The organism is Streptomyces sp. NPDC033178, from assembly GCF_055577685.1.
In genome coordinates, this window is sequence record NZ_JBVIPT010000005.1 from 224,224 (window position 1) to 243,156 (window position 18,933).

An 18,933-nucleotide genomic window follows, 5' to 3' on the forward strand; every position below is an offset into this window, starting at 1 on the left:
CCCCCGTCCCCTCCCTCTCCTGGCACCCCGCACCCGCACTCCCCGCAGTCCTCCCGCCGTCCCCTCGCTCATGGAGGCCTTGTGTCCCTCGCCGATCCAGCCACAGCCACCGGCACGCCGGCGTTCGTCCCCGATCCCCGGCTCACCAACGAAGACCTCGCGCCCGCGGGCAAGCGCAACTGGAAGGTCTTCGACCTCTTCGCCATGTGGATGTCCGACGTCCACAACCTCGGCAACTACACGTTCGCGGCGGGCCTGCTGGTCCTCGGCATGAACGTCTGGCAGATCTTCACGTCCCTGCTCGTCGGCTTCGTGCTCATCTACGTCGGCATGAACTGGATGGGGAAGATCGGGCAGCAACACGGCGTGCCCTTCCCCGTGATCGGCCGCATCAGCTTCGGCGTCTGGGGCGCCAACATCCCGGCCCTGATCAGGGCCGTCATCGCCATCATGTGGTACGGCATCCAGACCTATCTGGCATCCGTAGCCGTCAACATCATGCTGCTCGCGGCCTGGCCCGGCCTGGAGTCCTGGACCCACAGCTCGTTCCTCGGCCTCGACGCGCTCGGCTGGGTGTCCTTCCTCTCGCTGTGGCTGCTCCAGGCGCTCATCATCAGCCAGGGCATGGAATCCGTACGGAAGTTCCAGGACTTCTGCGGTCCGGCCATCTGGCTCGTCATGATCGCCCTCGCGATCTGGATCCTCGCCAAGGCCGACTGGACCATCTCGCTCACGACGACTCCGAACCCGGTCTCCGTCGGTGAGCAGTGGCGCCAGTGGTTCGGTGCGATCGGGCTGATCCTCGCCACGTACGGCACGCTGATGCTCAACTTCTGCGACTTCTCGCGCTTCGCGCCCGACTACCGGACGGTCAAGCGCGGCAACTTCTGGGGCCTGCCCATCAACTCGACCGCCTTCGTGATCGTGTCGGTCATCGTGACGGCCGGCTCGCTGGAGGTGTTCGGCAAGGCGATCACCGACCCGGCCCACCTCGTCGCCGAGATCGGCAACACCTGGGTCCTGGTGCTGGGCGCGCTGACCTTCGCCATCGCCACCATGGGCGTCAACATCGTCGCCAACTTCGTCTCGCCCGCCTACGACCTGGCCAACGTCTGGCCGCAGAAGATCACCTTCAAGGTCGGCGGCCTGATCAGCACGGTGGCCGCGCTGGTGGTGACCCCGTGGAACCTCTTCTCCAACCCCACGGTCGTCCAGTACTTCCTCGGCGGTCTCGGCGCCTTCCTCGGCCCGCTGTTCGGTGTGATCATGCTCGACTACTTCTGGGTCAAGCACGGCCGCATCGACGTCGACGAGCTCTTCAACGCCGAGCCCGGGTCGCGTCACTACTACCGGAAGGGCGTCAACCCCAAGGCCCTGTGGGCGTTCCTGCCCGCGGCGGCGGTCTCGGCGGTGCTCGCACTGGTGACGACCTTCAGCGAGGTCGCCCCGTACTCGTGGTTCATCGGGACGGCGCTGGCCGCCGGACTGTACGCGCTCCTGTGCCGCTCCGAGCGCGCCGCGGCCGCCCCCGTCACCGGGCCGGCTCCGACTTCGGCTCAGACCTCTGCTCCCGTGGAGGGCTGAGCGTGCGGATCGTCGTCACCAACTGCAACACGACGCAGGGGATGACAGAGGAGATCGTGCGAGGTGCCCGGGCCGCAGCAGGCCCGGGCACCACCGTGCTCGGACTCACCCCCGCCTGGGGACCCGAGTCCGCCGAGGGCTGGCTCGACAGCTATCTCTCGGCGGCCGCCGTCATCGACACCCTGCGGACGTACGAGGGTCCGTACGACGCCGTCGTCATGGCCGGCTTCGGGGAGCACGGGCGCGAGGGCGTGCGGGAACTCGTGGACGTACCCGTCGTCGACATCACCGAGGCGGCCGCCCATCTCGCGTGCCTGCTCGGGCGGCGGTACGGCGTCGTCACCACGCTGGAGCGGTCGGCCGGGCAGATCGAGGACAGCCTGTACGGAGCCGGGGTGGCCCAGAACTGTGCCGCCGTCGTGGGCACCGGGCTCGGCGTCCTCGACCTCGGCGACTCGGAGCGCACGGAAGCGGCCTTCGTGGCCGCAGCCGAGCGGGCCCGGGACGCGGGCGCCGAGGTCCTGGTGCTCGGGTGCGCCGGGATGACCGGGCTGCAGCGGGCGGTCGGGGACAAGCTGGGGCTGCCGGTCGTCGACGGGGTGGGCGCGGCGGTGAAACTCGCCGAGTCGCTGGTGTCGCTGGGCCTGACGACGAGCCGGGCGGGAAGCTACGCCAAGCCGCTGCCGAAGCGGCGTACTTGGGGGCCGCCGTCGGAGTGATTCTCCGGGCCCCCGAGGCGGCGAACGGGGTGGCCGGGCGCGGCTGACCGCAGACTCCGGGGGAGCGGTGCCGGCACGTGGGCGGTGCCCCGCGGAGGAGTCGCCGGCGTTGCCTCCGGCGGTGGGAACGGAGTCGGTCGTGGTCGCTGGTGTCGGTGCCTGTGTCCGGTTGGTTGCCTGTGCCACCCGTGCCCGCGCCCGTGTCCGGTGGCTTGCTGGTGGCCGGGGCCTTGCCGGGGGTCTGGCCCGGGTGGTTGCCGTCGTGCTTGCCGCTCTGGTGGTCGCCGCGTCGGCGGTCGTGTGCGGTGCCGGGACTTCGGGTGCACGTGAGGTGCCGGGTGCACGCGGAGTGCAGGGTGTCGGTCCGGCCGGGCCGCACGTGGAGGGGCGCGATGCCGTGGACGCCTTCTGGGTCGATCCCCGTTCCCGCGCCGCCCTGCAGGCCGCCGAATGGCGCCTCACGGGACGGACCGCGGACGCCCTGCTCATGGACCGGATCGCCACGCGTCCCCAGGCCGAGTGGCTCAACGGCCCCGCGTCCCGGGCGGTGGTACGGGCCCGCACCACCGCCGCCGCACGACAGGGACGTACGGCCGTGCTCGTCGCGTACTACATCCCGCACCGCGACTGCGGGTCCTATTCGCAGGGCGGGGCCCGGAACGCCGCGGGCTACCGGAAGTGGGTCGACGAGTTCGCGGCGGGGCTCGGCGACCGGGACGCGTATGTGATCGTCGAACCGGACGCAGTGGCGCAGACGGTGGCGGGCTGCGACTCGGTCGTGGCCGAGGAACGGTACGCGCTGCTGGCGTACGCCGTGGACCGCCTCAAGCGGCAGCCCGGTACCCGTGTCTACCTCGACGCGGGCAACTCCGCCTGGCTGCCGGACACTTCACGACTGGTCGAGCCACTGACGGAATCGGGCGTCGCCCGCGCCGACGGCTTCGCGCTGAACGTCTCCAACTTCCAGACGGACGCGGCCAGTTCGGCGTACGGGAAGCAGCTGTCGGCGGCTCTCGGCGGCAAGCACCTCGTGATCGACACCAGCCGCAACGGCAACGGGCCCCACACCGGCACCGATTCCTGGTGCAATCCGCCGGGCAGGGCCCTCGGAACACCGCCGACCACCGCCACGGGTGCCCCGCTGATCGACGCCTACCTGTGGATCAAGCGGCCGGGCGAGTCCGACGGCACCTGCCGGGGCGGACCGACCGCCGGGCAGTGGTGGCCGTCGTACGCGCTGGAGCTGGCCCGGAACGCCCGCGGTTGAACGGGCACGGCCCGGGAGGTCAGTCGGTCGAGGGGGCGTCGTCGAGGACGTGGTCGTCGAGGTGGGCCGCGAAGTAGTCCGCCTGTCGCGTCATGATGTCCCGCATGGAGGTGCCGCGCGGGACGCCGTACACCGTGCCCGGGAAGTCCAACTCCCTTTGCACCTCCCACAGTTCGTCATGCCGGCCAGGAGCGAAGAGCCTGGCCTCCGGGGCCCCGACGGCGATCCAGCCGATGGGCACGACCGAGCCGGGCGGCAGGATCGAGTTGACCTGCAGCACGCTGTTGATGCGCAGCTCCGAACCGGCGCCCGCGACGGCTCCGGGGAAGACGGAGGCTCCGGTGGCCACGAAGACCTCGTCCTCGATCCGGGCGCCGTTGACGTGGGCGTGCGGTCCGATGAGTACGGCGTCTCCGATGAGCGCGGGGTGCCGTCGCCGTCCCCGAACGAGGGCGTTCTCCATGACGACGACGTCCTCGCCGGTCCTCACCTCCCCGTCCTCCGCGGTGAGCACGGCGCCGTGCAGTACACGGGCCCGTTCGCCGAGGGTGACCGCGCCACAGAGGACGGCGGACGGCGCGACGTACGCGGAGGCCGGGACGACGGGGCGCTGCCCGCGGTGTTCGATCAACATGGGGGGACTCTAGGCCTGGTCGGAAGCGGGGTCCGGGACCACGGCCGTGGCCGTGATCTCCACGAGCTGGCCGGTGTACCCGAGGCACGCGACGCCGAGGAGGGTGGAGGAGTGCGGGCCGACGCTGAGGCGGGAGGCTTCCACGACGTCCCACACCTCGGAGAGCACCGCGGGGTCACTGCTCACGACATACACGTCGGTGTACGCCACATGCTCGAAGTCGCTGCCGATCGCCCGGAGTTGCTCGCCCAGGTTCGCGATCACCCGCTCGGCCTGCCGTACGGGATCGCCCGGGCCGACGAGCTCGCCGTCGTCGGTGAGAGGCACGGACCCGGCGAGGAAGGCGAGACGCGTGCCCGCCTCGACGACGGAGGCGTGGGAGTAGGTGGGCGGCGTGAAGAGGGTGGGGACGGTGACGCGCTTCAGCATGGGTGGCCTCCCGCGGACGGATCGGTGGATGTCGAGGGACTCGTGGCTGTTGAGGGGCAACCCGCCGATCATGCGGCCCCGGCTTGCGGGGCCGCATCCCAATATCCTCCGCCGATCCTCCGCGAGGTGTTGTCGGCCGCCGTCGGCCGTCACCTGGTGGCCGACTCGGCCGTCACCCGGTGGTGAACCGGGCCGTCACCCGGTGGTGAACCGGTCCGTCACCTGGTCGTGAACTGGGCCGTCCCCAGCGTCGCGAACCACTCCCGTATCAGCTTCTCGTCGTTCGTCGCCGCGAGCGACAGGAGCAGCAACAGCCGGGCCTTCTGCGGGCTCAGGTCCTCGGCACCGATGACGCCGGTGGTGCCGGTCGAGTCGTACACCGCGCCCGATCCGGTGCGGGTGGTCGACGCGAACGTCACCCCCTTCTTCACCGCGTCCGTCCGCGCGGTCGACATCGCGGGCGATATGCCGCCGGCGCCCGTGCCGGCCGTCACGACCCCCTTGGCGCCGCCGTCCGCGAACGCCTTGATGGCCTCGCCGCCCGCGTCCTGGTACGAGTACGCGATCTCCACCTTCGGCAGCGGCTTGCTCTCCTTGGCACTTGCCCTGCCGACGATCCGGTCCAGGTCGAAGGGCGTACGCCAGCCGGCCTTGCCGCACTTCTGGACGCGGGCCGGTGCCCGGTTGAGCCGGATGTTGTCCTGGTCGACGGCGCCGAGCACCCCGGAACGCCCGCTCTCGAAGGTGTCCATGCGCAGTGCGTTGGTCTTGCGGACCTCCCGGGCGGCCTGGATCTCGTCGTTGAGCATGACGACGGTTCCGTAGCACCTGGTCTTGCGGCTCGCGGCGAGCTTGACGGCGTTGTAGAGATTGGCCGGCGCGTCCGTGCCGATGACGGTCCACGGGCGCATCGAACCCGTGAGGACCACCGGCTTGTCGCTGCGCACGGTCAGGTCGAGCCAGTACGCGAACTCCTCCATCGTGTCCGTACCGGTGGTGACCACGACGGCGTCGTTCTTCTTCAGCGCGGCGTCCACGGATGCGGTGAGCTTGCGGTAGTCCGCGATGGAGTACCCGCTCGACCCCTTGTTCCCGAACTGCTCGGTCGTCACGTCGGCCAGCCCGTCCACCTCCGGCCGCAGCTCGTCCACCATCTTGGAGATCGCGAGCTGCCCCGACTTGTAGTCCTGGAACGAGACGCGGTTCGTACTGACCCCGGAGATGGTCCCGCCCGTACCGATCACCGCCACTTCGGGCAGGTCTTTCCTCTCCTCGGCATGGGCGCTCGCGCCTGCCAGCGAGACTCCCGCGGCTACGGCGAACGAACAGAGCAGGGCGGTTGTACGGTGGGCGATCTTCACGGGTGGCACGGCTCCTCGCGGGTCGGTGATCGGCGCTCGCCCGCCGACCGTAGGAAGCGGTGTTTTCCCGGGTGTTGCGTGTACGTGTCAATCACTGTGCGCGGCGATGTCCCCGGCCGGCGGGCCGAGTCGCTCAGGCGCTGGACTGAGGCTCTCGATGCCGTGCACGAGTGCGGTGCCGTAGGCGACGTACACGACGTCCGCGAGCTCGTGCGCCAGCCGGTCGAGCGGTCCGGCGACGGCGACCTCCGCCACCTCGGCGGCCTCCTCCGCAAGCAACTCGCCTCGATGGGCCGCGAGTTGCGGGGAGACCTCCGTCGGTGTCGTACGGGTGTCGAGTCCGAAGGCCAGATGAAATTCACGGACGAGACGTGCGGGGGAGGAGGGGGAGGAGTGCATCCGGGGATTTTATCGAGGGGCACGGAGTAGGCCGGTAACCGGAACCCCTATGCTCCGTTGAGTCTTCAAGCATGGCTGGAGTGTGGGCCCGTAACGCCCCGCCGCCGTCAGGAACGACCAGGAACACCGAAGGAAGCCCCATGACTGTTCCCCCCACCACCCCCACACCTCCCTCCTCTCCCACGTCTCAACCTCCCTCCTCTCCCACGTCTCACCGTGCCCGGTCCCGCGTCACGCGGCGCGGGCTGATCGGTGCGGCGGGCGCGGTCGCGGCGGGCGCCGCGCTCACCCCCGTCGTGATGGCCAACACCGACTCGGACGCGGCCGGTTCGGACACCACCGACGCCGAGCCCGGTACGACCTCCGAGACCTTCCCGAAGACCCGCGCCAAGGAGGCCACGGGCGAGGCGCCGGTGGAGGCCGCCTTCCCCATCGGTTACGTGGGCGTGCGCTGGGCCGGCACCCGTGAGGCCACCGGCGGCGGCATCCGGCTGACCGACGCCGACGGCGGCAAGGGAGCCTGGAAGTCCCTGAGCGGCAACGGCTGTTCGGACAGCAACGGCGGCGCGCTGCTCATCCCCGTCGACCGGGCCGCGGGCTACGAGGTGAAGGCGCCGGACGGAGCCACCGGGCTGCGTTCGCTGGCCATCGACACGACGCAGGGCCCGAGCCGCAAGGTGGCCGTTCCGGCGGACACGACCCGGGTGCGCGGTGTCGCCTACCTCTCGCGGGCGGCCTGGGGCGCGGACGAGAAGCTCCGCTTCAAGCCGGACGGCACGGAGAACACGCCGACGGCGTACTACCCGTTCCAGGCGTTCACGGTCCACCACACCGCCACCGCCAACGACGACCCGGACCCGGCCGCCACGGTGCGCGCGATCTACCAGCTCCACGCGATCACGAACGACTGGGGCGACATCGGCTACCACTTCCTCATCGACGACAAGGGCAACGTCTACGAGGGCCGTTACTCGGGCGACGACGGCGTCGCGGCCCACGACGCCGACGGCAAGCTCGTGACCGCCTTCCACGTGGGCGGCTTCAACTCGGGCAACCTCGGCATCGCACTCCTCGGCAACCTGATGGAACAGGGCCCGACCGACGCCGCCCGCGCGTCGCTCACCAGCCTGGTCCGCGCCCTGACCCGCTTCCACGGGGTCGACCCCCAGGCCCGGGTCACGTACACCAACCCGATCAACGGCACCACGAAGGACGTCCACGAGATCAGCGGCCACCGCGACTGGCTGTCGACGGAGTGCCCGGGCGACGTGATGTACGGGGAGCTCGCGAAGCTGCGAAAGGCCGCGGCGGGCACCGGCTGAGCAGCACCGCCGAGTGCCGCGGGGGTGCCGTCGGGTGGCCCCGCAGCGCTGCCTCCCGCGCTGCCCTCCCCGTACGCAACACGTCCGCCGGGCACGGGCGTTCGGGATCACTCCCACCGGAGTGTCCGCCCGGCCCCGCGTACGGGGGCGGACCGGTACCGGCGCACGCGGAAACGGCCGGACGGCGTACGAGGACCTGGATACGCGCTGATTCAGGAGCCCCGGCAGCCGACGTACGGCACAGCTGTCACACCTTCGGCCGGTCGACGGGACCGGGCGCGCCGGTGCGTGACTCGCCCGCCCTGCGCGACCTGCACGAGCGGCCTCGCGTGACCGCTCCGCGCCCGCTAGGGATGGCTTCCGTACGCCTCGACGGAGACCACACGGGGGACGGAGTCGGCCATGACGACGGAACGACCGCAGCCGAATCCGCGGCGGAATGGGCAGCCGAATCCGAATCCGCAGTCACAGCCGCGGTCACAGTCGCAGCCACAGCCTGACGACATCGGCGGAATCCTGATCCATCGCGGGCTGCGCGAGGAGCTTGGCCGACTGGCAGACGCCGCCGAGTCCGGCCGGCGGGCCGAAGCGGTCCAGGAACAGATCGAGCTGGTGATCGCCGTACTCCATCAGCACCACCACGGCGAGGACGAAAAGCTCCACCCCCTGGTACGCGACCGGGAGCCGAGCATCGGCACCATCCTCGACGAGCTGGAGAAGGAACACACCCTCATCCAGAAACTCGCCGACGACGCGGCCGACCGCAACCGCCCCCTTCCCGAACGCGCCCCGGTCATCCGTGAACTGCTGGACGTCCTGCGCCCTCACCTCGCCCTGGAGGAGGCCGAGGTCTTTCCGGCGATCACCCGCCAGGTCAGCCAGGCCGAGTTCGAGGAGTTCGTCAAGGGCGAGCTCAAGGCGGCGGGCCACCGACTGCCGGCCCTCTTCGGCATGCTGCTCCACTACGCCCTGCCCGGCGAACGCAAACGCCTCCTCGCGGATGTGCCCACGCCGATCGCACTCCTGTGGAGGGCGTTCTGGAGGCGGGGGTACGAGCGGAGGGTGGCACGGGTGTATGGGTGAGCGCGTGCCCCGGGGAATCCTCGGTTGCCGTGCGGGGGCGTTGTCGGTCGCTCCGGCTACCGTGGAAGCCCATACGCCGATTCGAAGGGGGCCCGATGGACGCGGAGTTGGCGGCGCTGGCGGCGGCCGGAGCGACAGCGCTCGTGCAGCAGATGGTGACCGACGGTTGGGCGAACGTACGGGATCGGGTCGTCGTTCTCTTCTCGCGAGGGCGGGACGAAGAGGCCGTCGTGGGCGAGTTGGAGGAATCGCGGGCCGATCTCGTCGCCGCGCGGGACGCCGACGACGAGGAGGCCGCGGCGGACGTCCAGGCGTCCTGGCGCACCCGGCTCCGGCGCACACTGCGCGACGATCCCGCGGCCGCCGCCGAACTCCGCGCGCTGCTGGACGAGTTGACCCCGCCCTCCACGGCCCCCGCCCCGGGCTCCGTCCACAACTCCATCAGCGGCGGTGTGCAGCACGGCACGGTGGTCCAGGCGCACACGGTCGCGGGCGGCGTAACGATCGGAGTGCCCCCGCGGCGACGACCGTGACGCGCACTTCAGAAGGGCCTGTGGCCAAGAGCCTTGTGGCCGAGAGACCTGCGAGCCACAACCCTCCGAGCCACAACCCTACGAGCAACAACTCTGCGAGTGACCGCCTGTGAACGACCGTGCTTTTCTCGACGCCGTCACCGACCGTCTGGCCGCCCTCCCGGCGGTCCGGGCGGTGGCTCTCGGGGGCTCTCGGGCCCAGGGCACGCACACGCCCGACAGCGACTGGGACCTGGCCGTCTACTACCGCGGGGCCTTCACCCCCGCCGCCCTCCGCGCCATCGGCTGGAAGGGCGAGGTCTCGGAGATCGGCGGCTGGGGAGGCGGCGTCTTCAACGGCGGCGCGTGGCTGACGATCGACGGCCGCCGCGTCGACGTCCACTACCGCGACCTCGACGTCGTCGAACACGAGCTGGCGGAGGCGGAGGAGGGCCGCTTCCACGTCGAACCGCTGCTCTTCTACCTCGCCGGAATCCCCAGCTATCTGCTGGCCGCCGAACTGGCCGTCAACGAGGTGCTCCACGGCACGCTGCCCCGACCGGCGGCCTACCCGCAGAAGCTCCGCCACACCGCCCACACCCGCTGGCACGACACCGCCCGCATGACCCTCGCCTACACCAAGGCCAACCATGCCCCGAACGACCGCCGCACAGAGGTCGCAGGCGCCATCGCCACAGCCGCCATGCAGGCCGGACACGCGGTACTGGCGGGACGGGGCGAGTGGGTGACGAACGAGAAGCGGTTGCTGGAGCGGGCGGGGCTGCGGGACGTCGACGACATCATCGGCTCCCTGTCCGCGGAATCGGACGTGAACCCGTTGCTCCGGGCCGTTGCGGCAACCGAGGCACTCTTCGAACGGGCGGGTGGGTTGTTCCCCGCACTGCCGCGCCGCTGAATAACCCTTGGAAATCGTCAAGTTGACACTGCTACCGTCACCGACGTGGCGAAACTCAATCAGATCATCGCGGTGGAGAAGGGCATCAAGTCCAAGTCCCATCAGGACCTGACGGCTGCTCATCATGGGCTGCAGAAGCCGGCGTTGCTGGCCGGCATCTCGCGTACGTATCAGCCCAAGGACGAGGAGGGTGAGCAGTTGCCGCCCGAGTCGACTCGGGTGCAGGTGCAGGCCGAGGATGTGCTGCGGGACACCGCGGCCACGCTGACCCGGCTGTTCGACGTGACCGCCACCAAGGACTGGGCCAACTGCACGGCCCGCGCGGACGTCAAGGTCGACGGGCGGGTGCTCGTCGCCGACGTGCCGGTGTCCTATCTGCTGTTTCTGGAGAAGCAGCTCACCGATCTCAACACCTTCGTGCGGAAGCTGCCCGTGCTCGACGCCTCCGAGTCGTGGGTGCAGGACCCGTCGACCGACGCGTGGAAGACCGAGCCGGTCAGGACGCTGCGGACGAAGAAGGTCCCGCGCAACCACGTGAAGGCGGAGGCGACCGACAAGCATCCGGCGCAGGTCGAGGTGTACTACGAGGACATCCCCGTCGGGTACTGGACGACCGTGAAGTTCTCCGGTGCCCTTCCCGCGCGGCGCGTCAACGAACTGCTCGACCGCGTCGAGAAGATGCAGCAGGCCGTCAAGTTCGCCCGGGAAGAGGCGAACGGCGCCGATGTCACCGACCAGCGCGTCGGGGACGCCGTGTTCGGCTACCTGTTCGGGTAGCCTCAGAGACTCCCCGGCCAACAAGAAGGACGGCCGGGGTGCGCGAGGAGCGCAAGCTGAAACTGAAGCTTGTCGTGACTTCGCGGTTCCAGTGGAGGTTCGAGTCCTCCCCGCGGCACCAACCCGGCACCCGTACACCACTCGTACAACCCGTACGAGGTGCCCATCGCGCCGCGGTAGCCCAATCGGCAGAGGCAGACCGCGATCAATCTCAGACTATTGCTCCAGACTCAGCATTCGCCGCCGATCGCCGGATCGACCGGACTCAGGCTCCGGGCGTCGAAATGCCGGTTCAAGTCCGGCCCGCACAGCTCGATGTGCGGTGGTCCAAAGGCAGGACGCGGCGACATAACACTGACCTGAGTTCTCAAGCGTGCCGGTGTGCGACATGGGTGGCATCACAGGGCTCGGGGGCCGGCTACGCCTCCGGGCCCGCTCCCGTTTGCTCGCGGATCGGCCCACCCCCGGAGAACCGATGCCGGGCCCGCCCCCTCGATTGCGTACATAAAGAACGCGGCCATCACGACAATCGTCACACCCACGAAACGCATAGGTCCCTTACTCTCCAGGAACCCGACCTACCGTAAGCACCACCGCCCAGGCCGACGTCGCCCGAAGGCATGCCACCCGCAACCGCCCTCGTCCCGACAGGAGCCCCGTGCCCGTGCCGCGACCTTTCTCCGTTGCCCTGCCTCCCTGGCTCACGCATGCGCTGCGTGCGCAAAGGGGGCCCGTGCCGTGGAATGCCGTCGTGCGCGGGGCGCTCGCCGCCGGGCCGTTGTTGCTCGCGGCCGTGCTCCTCGGGCGGGAGTCCGTCGGGGTCATGGCCGCCCTGGGAGCCATGCTCGCCGGGATCAACGACCGGCCGGGGAGCCGGCGGACCGCCGTGCACCGCATCGGGGTGCCCGGGCTCGCCGGGGCCACGGGGCTCGTCGTGGGTACGTACGCGGGTGAGGGCCTCGGGGCCGTTCCGCTGACCTTGATACTCACCGCGCTCGGGCTGCTCGCCGGGGCCGTGAGCGCCGTGGGGCCCGTGTCCTCCGGAGCCGGTACGCAGCTGCTCGTCGCCGCGGCCATCGGGGCCGGGATGCCACTGCCCGAACCCGGGTGGCAGCGAGCGTTGTTCTTCCTGGCCGGAGCCGCCTGGCTGATCGTGCTGCGGCTTGTGCTGCCCACGCCCGGTGCCCTCGCCCATGACTTCCGGTTCGACGGGGAGCGGGTGGCTGTCGCGGACGTCTACGACGCCATCGCCGAGTTGCTTGCCGCTGCCGGCGGCGAGCAGGCCGGGGCCCGTCGGGCCGCCCTCACCGCCGCGCTCGATCACGCGCAGGACGCGTTCGCCGGGCCGAGGCTGCGGCGGTACGCCAGTTCCTCCGCCGAGCGGCGGCTGCGCGCGCAGTACGCCGCCGCGCTGCCGCTCGCCGAGGCCGCGACCGCGCTGGCCTGGGCCGGGGACGCGCTGCCCGCCCGTACGGCGGAGGGGCCGCGACGGCTCGCCGTCGCCGTACGGACCGGCGAACCCTGCGGACCGCTGCCCGCGCCCGCCCGGTCCGTACCCGGACTGCGCGCCCTCGACGACGCACTCCTGCACGCCGCCGAGACCTTCGACCGCGGCGGCAGGAAGCCCGGCAGCCGGCAGACTGACGGGAACAAGGCCGGTGACGAGCACAGCGCTGCCGGCCACGGCGGCACCGGCACCAACCCCCTCGACCGCGGCGCCCGTCAGACCGCCCACAAGGGACTGCGCCTACGACCCTTCCGCGCCAAGGCCCTGCTCCACACCGTCACCGGTGAGGGCGGCCGTGAGTACGGCTTCCGCGTCGCCCTGTCCTACGGAGCCAGCGCGGCGGTCGCACAGGCCTTCCACCACGTGCACTGGTACTGGCTGCCGGCCACCGCCGTCTTCCTTGTGAAGCCGGACCTCGGGCCGCTCGTCTCGCGCGTGCTCAACCGGGCGGCCGGCACCGTCCTGGGCGCCCTCGTCTTCGCGGGGTTCGCGGCCGTGCTGCCCCGGCCGGAGGGGCTGGTGGCGCTCGTGGCGATCAGCGGCGCCCTGATACCCGTCGCCACCAGGCACTTCGCCGCACAGACCGCCGTCGTCACCGTCCTCGTACTCGCCCTCGTCATGGTCGGCGGGGAGCCGGAAGCATCCTGGAGCCGTATCGGCGAGACGCTGCTGGCCTGCGCGATCGTGCTGATCGTCGGCCACTTGCCGGCTCCGGGACAGCGCGGCGGGAACGTGAAGGCCCGCCTCACCGCCGCCACCGACGCCGCCCACGCGTATCTCACCCACGTGCTGAGCGGCGCCGACGACCGGGCCGCCCGCTGGGCGCTGCGCCGCGAGGCCTACCGGAAGCTGGCCGAGGCGCGTGCCGCGATCGACCGTGCCGCCGCCGAACTGCCCACCATGGCCCGGCACACGGAAGGCACCGACGAGGTCGCCGCCACCCTCGAACGCCTCGTCGACACCACCACCGCCTGCGCCGTGCACCTCGACGACACGGGCCGGCTCACCCCGCGGCACACCGAGCGCCTCGCCACCCTCCTCGACGAACTCGTGGAACAGCGCGAACGCGCCGGCCTCGCGGACCCGCCGGCCAACCTCCTCAGCGCTTGAGCGGCGAACTCCGTCAGGACTCGCCCAAGACGTAAGGCATCAGGCCTTCAGGTCCCAGGCGTCAGGCATCATGCGTCAGCCCTCAGCCCTCAGCCCTCAGCCCTCAGCCGTGAGGCCTCAGGCCTCTCCCGGCCTCACGGCTCTATCCGCGCCCACACCGGCGCATGGTCCGAGCCCGCCGCGTCCCGCCGCTTTCCCGGGTCCTCGTCGATCGACGGCAGCGGGGTCTCCTGGACCGGTGTCCCTGTCCCCGCCGCGGTCACATGGTCGAGCAGCAGTCGGCTGACCAGTATGTGGTCGATCAGTTCGGGACGCCCCGCGTGGACGCGGGAGAAGCGCTGCTCCTCCGGGATGAGCGGTGCGATGTTCCAGAGCCGCGCCGCGTCGCCCTTGTCGGGCCGTTCGAAGCCCGCCGTGCCGATCTCGGAACCGGTCGGACCCTGTGTGATCTGGGTTGTGGCTGCCGTGACCTCGTCGTTGAGGTCGCCGAGCACGGCCACGTTCCGTTCCTTGCCCCTGCCGTCGAGGAGGCCGTCCGCGACGGTCCGCAGTGTGGTGGCCTCGGCGGCCCGCCGGAACAGGGCGTACGCGCCGTAGCGGGCCCGCTCACCCTCGTCCCGGGGCTGGAACCGCTTGCCCGGGTACGTCAGCAGCTTCGACTTGAGATGGCAGACCGCCACGGCCAGGGTCATCCCCCGCACGGTTATCTCCGCGGTCAGGATGCCGCGGCCCGTCCGGGAGACCGGCTCACTGTCGTCGTCGCTCTGAACGGCCCGCAGCGGTTCGGAGAAGGTGTTCGTGTCGGTGATCTTCCGTGGCTTCGGGCGGCTGAGGAAGCCGACCCTGATGCCGCGGCTGTCCGGATGCTCCGAGAGCGCGATGTGCCAGTCGCCGTCCAGCATCGCGGCCAGGTCCTCCAACGCCTCGGGATCGCCGACCTCCTGCACGCCGAGCAGCGTGGGGTCGAGCTCAGTGACGACCGACGCCAGCGCGGCGAGCTTCGCCTTGTACGCGTCCTCGCCGCGCGGTCCGAAGTCGCCGCCGGGCCGGTACAGATTCTCCAGGTTCCAGGTGCCGAGGAGCATGCCGGGCTCCTTCCCGGACGCGCCTTCCAGGGCCCGCCCGTCGAATGGTGAGGCCAGCGTGCGCGCGAAACCGCCGGGGCGACAGGGCAGGAACAGGATGCGCGGTTCACGTCACCCGACGGCACGATCCCGTCGTACCGTGGCGTGATGACCTCGCCCGAGCCCATGCCCGACGCGACGCCCAACGCCTCTGCCGATGATCGGGCCAACTCGCCCGGCACAAAAGCCCCGGCCGATCTCATTATCACCCGGTGCACCGCCCTGGTGCACGACGATCACGAACAGATCGGCTTCGTCGAGGACGCCACCATCGTCGTACGGGCCGGCCGCATCGAGACGATCACCACGGGCGCCGTGGACCTCTCCGCAGCTGACCACCCCGCTCCCGGCCTCTCCGCCGTCGAGCACATCGACGCGCGCGGACAGGTGGCGATGCCCGGCCTCGTCAACTGCCATACGCACGCCCCGATGGTCACCCTGCGCGGTATCGCGGAGGACGTGCCCGTCGAGGAGTGGTTCAACGACTTCGTCTGGCCCATCGAGTCCAACCTCCAGGACAAGGACGTGGAGTTGGGCGCGCGGCTCGCCTGCGCCGAGATGATCCGGGGCGGTGTCACCTGCTTCGCCGACCACTACTTCTCGATGGACACCGTCGCCGCCGTGACCGCCGAGAGCGGGATGCGCGCCAACCTCGGACAGGCCTTCTTCTCCTCCCAGGGCGCCGAGGGGCGCGAGCGGTCGCTGGACTTCGCCCTCCGCCACCGCGACACCGCCGACGGCCGCATCACCACGTCACTCGCCCCGCACGCCCCGTACACCGTCGAGGACGCCGACCTCGCCGCCACCGCGCAACTCGCCCGCGAGCACCGCCTGTTGGTGCACATCCATGCCTCCGAGAACCGCGACCAGGCCGACACCAGCCTCGCCCGCCACGGTCGCACACCCATCGGGGTGCTGGCCGGGGCCGGGCTCCTCGACACCGACCTGCTCATCGCGCACGGCACCGGGATCATGGAGCGCGACCTGCCCGTACTCGCCCGCGCCACGGGCCGGATCGCGGTGGCGAGCGCGCCCCGGGGCTACCTCAAGTTCGCCTGGCCCACGACGACTCCGGTACGCGCACTCCGTGAGCTCGGCATCCCCGTGGGTCTCGCCACGGACGGGGCCGCGTCCAACAACTCCCTGGACGTGTGGGAGTCCATGGCCCTCACCGCGCTGGTGCAGAAGTTCACCGAGAACGACCCGCGCCTGCTGACCTCCCGACAGGCCCTGCACCACGCGACACTGCAGAGCGCGCGGGCGGTCGGCCTCGGCGAGGAGATCGGCAGCCTCGCGCCGGGGCGTCGCGCCGACATCATCCTCGTCGACGTGAGCGGCCCGCACACCCAGCCCGTGCACGACCTCGCCGCCACCCTCGTGCACAGCGCCCGCTCCGGTGACGTACGCACGACGATCGTCGACGGGCGGGTGATCATGCGCGACCGTGAGCTGCTCACGCTCGATGTGCCCGCGATCGTGCGGGAGATGAGCGAACGGATGCCCGCCCTGATCGACCGGAGCCACGGCAAGCGGATCCAGGACTACGACACGTGAGCGCTCCGCTGGGTGTGGGGGTGTGCGGTTCGTTCTGCTGCGGGCCGGTGGGGGCTGGTCGCGCCCACGCGGCGGAGCCGCATATGTACGCAGCCCCGCGCCCCTCCAGGGCGCCTAGGGTTGGCTCATGTCCACTGACCAGGACCTCGTCACCGATGGCCTTCTCGCCCACCCGTACGCCGTCTACGACCGGCTGCGCGACACCGCCCCCGTGCACCGCATCACCGGCCCCGACGGTAGCCCCGCCTGGCTGGTCACGCGCTACGACGACGTACGCAAGGCGCTGGCGGACCCGCTTCTCTCGCTGGACAAGAGGCATGCGCTGCCCGGTGGTTACAAGGGCTTTGCTCTGCCGCCCGCCCTGGACGCGAACCTTCTCAACATGGATCCGCCCGACCACACACGCATCCGCCGCCTGGTCGGCCGGGCCTTCACGACGCGCCGCGTCGAGCAACTGCGTGTCCCCATCCGGCAGACCGCCGACCGGCTTCTCGACGCACTGGGTACGGACGACGTACTGGGCACGGACGACGCACTGGGCACGGACGACGTACTGGGTACGGACGATGGTCCGCACGGCAGTACGGACCTGATCGCCGCCTACGCCGCGCCCCTCCCCGTCACCGTCATCTGCGACCTGCTCGGCGTACCGCACCAGCACCGTCGCGACTTCTGGGCCTGGACCGACGTGCTCGTCGCGCCGGACCCGGCCAGGCCGCAGGCCGCCAAAGAGGCCGTCGTGGCGATGCTCGGCTTCTTCACCCAACTCCTCGCCGACAAGCGGAAAGAGCCCGCCGACGACCTGCTCTCCGACCTCATCGCGGTCAGGGACGAGGGTGACAGCGCGGGGAACGGCCGGCTCACCGAGGACGAGTTGATGTCGCTCGCCTTCCTCATCCTCTTCGCGGGATACGAGAACACCGTGCAGCTCATCGGCACCGCGGTCCTCGCGCTGCTCCAGCACCCCGACCAACTGGCCGCTCTCCGCGCGGACCCCACCCTGCTCCCGGCCGCCGTCGAGGAGTTCGTCCGCTACGACGGACCGGCTCTGCTGGCCATCCGCCGCTTCCCGCTGGAGGACGTGACGATCGGCGACGTCACCGTCCCGGCGGGCGAGACGGTCCTGCTGTCCCTGGCCGCCGCCAACCGCGACCCCCGCCGCTTCCCGGACGCCGACCGGTTCGACCTCGGGCGCGACGCCACCGGACATCTCGCGCTCGGACACGGCATCCACTACTGCCTGGGCGCACCGCTGGCCCGACTGGAGACGGAGATCGCCCTGGCCGCCCTCCTGGAACGCCTCCCCGACCTGAAACTCGACGGCGACCCGGGCGCCCTTCGGTGGCGACCGTCCCTCCGCGCCCGGGGCCTGCTCACGCTTCCGGTGACGTACTGAAGAAACTTCCGGTGACGTACTGAAGAAAAGAAATTCCGTGCCCCACCGATGAGTTCCGCTCCTCCTTCCGGTCCACCCCAGGGAAAGCACCGCACCGGAGGAGGGGCAGATGACGCTTCCGCGGATCGTGTCGCGCGACGAGTGGCGCGGCGCGCGCGAGGAACTGCTGGTCAGGGAGAAGGCAGCGACCCGCGCGCGCGACGCGCTGAACGCAGAGCGGCGACGGATGCCGATGGTCGAGATCGACAAGGAGTACGTCTTCGAGGGCGGGGACGGCAAGGCGACGCTGTTCGACCTCTTCGAAGGGCGGCCTCAACTCGTCGTATACCACTTCATGTTCGCGCCGGAGTGGGACGCGGGCTGCCGCAGTTGCTCGGCGTTCGTCGACCAGATCGGGCACCTCGCGCATCTGCACGCGCGGGGCACCGAGTTCGCGGTGGTCTCCAGGGCGCCGTACACCAAGATCCTGCCCTTCAAGGCGCGGATGGGATGGACGGTGCCCTGGTACTCGTCGTACGACAACGACTTCAACCACGACTTCCAGGTGTCGTTCGAGGGCCACGACAGCAGTGCCGGCGGCCAGAGCCACGAGCCCTGTGAACGGCCGGGGCTGAGCTGTTTCCTCCGCGACCGCGAGCGGATCTTCCACACCTACTCGACGTACGAGCGCGGACTCGACGGACTCGGCTCCACCACGAGTCTCCTGGACCTCACAGCCCTCGGCCGGCAGGAGGAGTGGGAGCAGCCGGAGGGGCGCGCGTCGGCACTGGGCGCGCCCGCGGGCAGCGAGCGCATCCGGTACCACGACGAGTACGAGGACTGAGTCCGGCCGCGGCACAAAAGGCCACGCGAAGGGCCGTACAGAAGGTCGGTACGGCCTGAGAGATGTTTCACAAGGTGTGATGACCGCGTGTCAGCTACGTCTCAGTAACGTCACTTCGCGAGACGTCCACCCCATCATTGGCGTTTAACTCTTCAAGGGCTCTCAGGAGATCTCAGGAGAGCAGCGCTAAATGGAGGTGCAACGTGGTGAACGGGCGAACGGTGCTGGAGCGCTTTCCCGCCGGTGGGCCGCGTGGTTCGTGGCCGGCCGAGGAGTTCGCGCAGGCGCGCCGCCTGGAGGGGCAGCACGTCGAGGTCGTGATGGACCTGTCGACGGACGCCTTCCTGGTGGTCGTGCGGGAACTCGCCGAGTGAGCCGGGGCGGCGGCCGCAGCCGGAGGCCTCACCCGGCGTGAG

17 protein-coding genes and 1 pseudogene are annotated in these 18,933 nt (G+C 70.6%); 13 read left to right on the forward strand and 5 right to left on the reverse strand.

The genetic code is table 11. The features are described from left to right. Positions 1 to 81 precede the first annotated feature (81 nt). The 3 genes from ACZ5VQ_RS14580 (at position 82) to ACZ5VQ_RS14590 (ending at position 3,570) form a co-directional block, all read left to right on the forward strand. A complete protein-coding gene (locus ACZ5VQ_RS14580) occupies positions 82 to 1,584 on the forward strand; it encodes an NCS1 family nucleobase:cation symporter-1 (protein WP_469105174.1) in 1,503 nt (500 codons plus the stop codon). 2 nt (positions 1,585 to 1,586) lie between these two features. After that, on the forward strand, positions 1,587 to 2,303 hold the full coding sequence (locus ACZ5VQ_RS14585; RefSeq protein ID WP_362074269.1) for an aspartate/glutamate racemase family protein: 717 nt from the start codon (positions 1,587 to 1,589) through the stop codon (positions 2,301 to 2,303). A gap of 262 nt (positions 2,304 to 2,565) precedes the next feature. After that, positions 2,566 to 3,570, forward strand: a complete 1,005-nt coding sequence (locus ACZ5VQ_RS14590; RefSeq protein ID WP_469105175.1) for a glycoside hydrolase family 6 protein — start codon at positions 2,566 to 2,568, stop codon at positions 3,568 to 3,570. A 19-nt stretch (positions 3,571 to 3,589) separates the two neighbouring features. Here the strand turns inward: ACZ5VQ_RS14590 and ACZ5VQ_RS14595 are convergent, their stop codons facing one another. The 4 genes and pseudogenes from ACZ5VQ_RS14595 to ACZ5VQ_RS14610 form a co-directional block, all read right to left on the reverse strand. Further along, complete coding sequence (locus tag ACZ5VQ_RS14595; RefSeq protein WP_469105176.1) at positions 3,590 to 4,204, reverse strand: gamma carbonic anhydrase family protein; 615 nt, start codon at positions 4,202 to 4,204, stop codon at positions 3,590 to 3,592. A 9-nt stretch (positions 4,205 to 4,213) separates the two neighbouring features. Further along, the gene (locus ACZ5VQ_RS14600; protein WP_362074277.1) at positions 4,214 to 4,633 is read right to left on the reverse strand and encodes a RidA family protein; all 420 of its coding nucleotides are present in this window, start codon (positions 4,631 to 4,633) and stop codon (positions 4,214 to 4,216) included. 218 nt (positions 4,634 to 4,851) lie between these two features. Then, complete coding sequence (locus tag ACZ5VQ_RS14605) at positions 4,852 to 5,994, reverse strand: asparaginase (protein ID WP_362074280.1); 1,143 nt, start codon at positions 5,992 to 5,994, stop codon at positions 4,852 to 4,854. Positions 5,995 to 6,084: 90 nt separating this feature from the next. Further along, a pseudogene (locus tag ACZ5VQ_RS14610) lies at positions 6,085 to 6,393 on the reverse strand (pyrophosphohydrolase domain-containing protein); the annotation flags it as partial. A gap of 140 nt (positions 6,394 to 6,533) precedes the next feature. On the opposite strand from ACZ5VQ_RS14610, the gene ACZ5VQ_RS14615 reads away from it, so the two are divergent. From ACZ5VQ_RS14615 to ACZ5VQ_RS14640, 6 genes are all read left to right on the forward strand, one after another. Continuing rightward, on the forward strand, positions 6,534 to 7,715 hold the full coding sequence (locus ACZ5VQ_RS14615) for a peptidoglycan recognition protein family protein (RefSeq protein ID WP_469105177.1): 1,182 nt from the start codon (positions 6,534 to 6,536) through the stop codon (positions 7,713 to 7,715). A gap of 402 nt (positions 7,716 to 8,117) precedes the next feature. Continuing rightward, positions 8,118 to 8,798: a hemerythrin domain-containing protein gene (locus ACZ5VQ_RS14620; RefSeq protein ID WP_469105178.1), complete on the forward strand. Its 681-nt coding sequence runs from the start codon at positions 8,118 to 8,120 to the stop codon at positions 8,796 to 8,798. Between the two features lie 95 nt (positions 8,799 to 8,893). Then, the gene (locus ACZ5VQ_RS14625; RefSeq protein ID WP_469105179.1) at positions 8,894 to 9,331 is read left to right on the forward strand and encodes a hypothetical protein; all 438 of its coding nucleotides are present in this window, start codon (positions 8,894 to 8,896) and stop codon (positions 9,329 to 9,331) included. A gap of 109 nt (positions 9,332 to 9,440) precedes the next feature. Beyond that, the gene (locus ACZ5VQ_RS14630) at positions 9,441 to 10,226 is read left to right on the forward strand and encodes a nucleotidyltransferase domain-containing protein (protein WP_469105180.1); all 786 of its coding nucleotides are present in this window, start codon (positions 9,441 to 9,443) and stop codon (positions 10,224 to 10,226) included. 45 nt (positions 10,227 to 10,271) lie between these two features. Continuing rightward, complete coding sequence (locus ACZ5VQ_RS14635) at positions 10,272 to 11,003, forward strand: DUF7873 family protein (RefSeq protein ID WP_200398941.1); 732 nt, start codon at positions 10,272 to 10,274, stop codon at positions 11,001 to 11,003. A gap of 664 nt (positions 11,004 to 11,667) precedes the next feature. Further along, a complete protein-coding gene (locus ACZ5VQ_RS14640) occupies positions 11,668 to 13,620 on the forward strand; it encodes an FUSC family protein (RefSeq protein WP_469105181.1) in 1,953 nt (650 codons plus the stop codon). A gap of 134 nt (positions 13,621 to 13,754) precedes the next feature. Here the strand turns inward: ACZ5VQ_RS14640 and ACZ5VQ_RS14645 are convergent, their stop codons facing one another. After that, entirely contained in the window at positions 13,755 to 14,705 is a 951-nt protein-coding gene (locus ACZ5VQ_RS14645; protein ID WP_469105182.1) for an endonuclease/exonuclease/phosphatase family protein, read from the reverse strand. A 147-nt stretch (positions 14,706 to 14,852) separates the two neighbouring features. Here ACZ5VQ_RS14645 and ACZ5VQ_RS14650 point away from each other — a divergent pair, with 147 nt between their 5' ends. From ACZ5VQ_RS14650 to ACZ5VQ_RS14665, 4 genes are all read left to right on the forward strand, one after another. Next, a complete protein-coding gene (locus ACZ5VQ_RS14650) occupies positions 14,853 to 16,298 on the forward strand; it encodes an amidohydrolase (RefSeq protein WP_469105183.1) in 1,446 nt (481 codons plus the stop codon). Positions 16,299 to 16,425: 127 nt separating this feature from the next. After that, positions 16,426 to 17,694 carry a cytochrome P450 family protein gene (locus tag ACZ5VQ_RS14655; protein WP_469105184.1) on the forward strand — a complete coding sequence of 423 codons (1,269 nt, stop codon included), beginning with the start codon at positions 16,426 to 16,428 and terminating at the stop codon, positions 17,692 to 17,694. A 109-nt stretch (positions 17,695 to 17,803) separates the two neighbouring features. Beyond that, positions 17,804 to 18,517, forward strand: coding sequence for a DUF899 domain-containing protein (locus ACZ5VQ_RS14660; protein WP_469105185.1), 714 nt, complete (start codon positions 17,804 to 17,806; stop codon positions 18,515 to 18,517). Positions 18,518 to 18,720: 203 nt separating this feature from the next. Further along, on the forward strand, positions 18,721 to 18,891 hold the full coding sequence (locus tag ACZ5VQ_RS14665; protein WP_186001198.1) for a hypothetical protein: 171 nt from the start codon (positions 18,721 to 18,723) through the stop codon (positions 18,889 to 18,891). Positions 18,892 to 18,933: the final 42 nt, after the last annotated feature.

Coding starts and splice junctions, on each gene's coding strand:
- ACZ5VQ_RS14650 (WP_469105183.1), top strand. CDS start 14,853: ATGACCTCGCCCGAGCCCATGCCCGACGCGACGCCCAACGCCTCTGCC.
- ACZ5VQ_RS14595 (WP_469105176.1), bottom strand. CDS start 4,204: ATGTTGATCGAACACCGCGGGCAGCGCCCCGTCGTCCCGGCCTCCGCG.
- ACZ5VQ_RS14625 (WP_469105179.1), top strand. CDS start 8,894: ATGGACGCGGAGTTGGCGGCGCTGGCGGCGGCCGGAGCGACAGCGCTC.
- ACZ5VQ_RS14655 (WP_469105184.1), top strand. CDS start 16,426: ATGTCCACTGACCAGGACCTCGTCACCGATGGCCTTCTCGCCCACCCG.
- ACZ5VQ_RS14600 (WP_362074277.1), bottom strand. CDS start 4,633: ATGCTGAAGCGCGTCACCGTCCCCACCCTCTTCACGCCGCCCACCTAC.
- ACZ5VQ_RS14620 (WP_469105178.1), top strand. CDS start 8,118: ATGACGACGGAACGACCGCAGCCGAATCCGCGGCGGAATGGGCAGCCG.
- ACZ5VQ_RS14615 (WP_469105177.1), top strand. CDS start 6,534: ATGACTGTTCCCCCCACCACCCCCACACCTCCCTCCTCTCCCACGTCT.
- ACZ5VQ_RS14660 (WP_469105185.1), top strand. CDS start 17,804: ATGACGCTTCCGCGGATCGTGTCGCGCGACGAGTGGCGCGGCGCGCGC.
- ACZ5VQ_RS14645 (WP_469105182.1), bottom strand. CDS start 14,705: ATGCTCCTCGGCACCTGGAACCTGGAGAATCTGTACCGGCCCGGCGGC.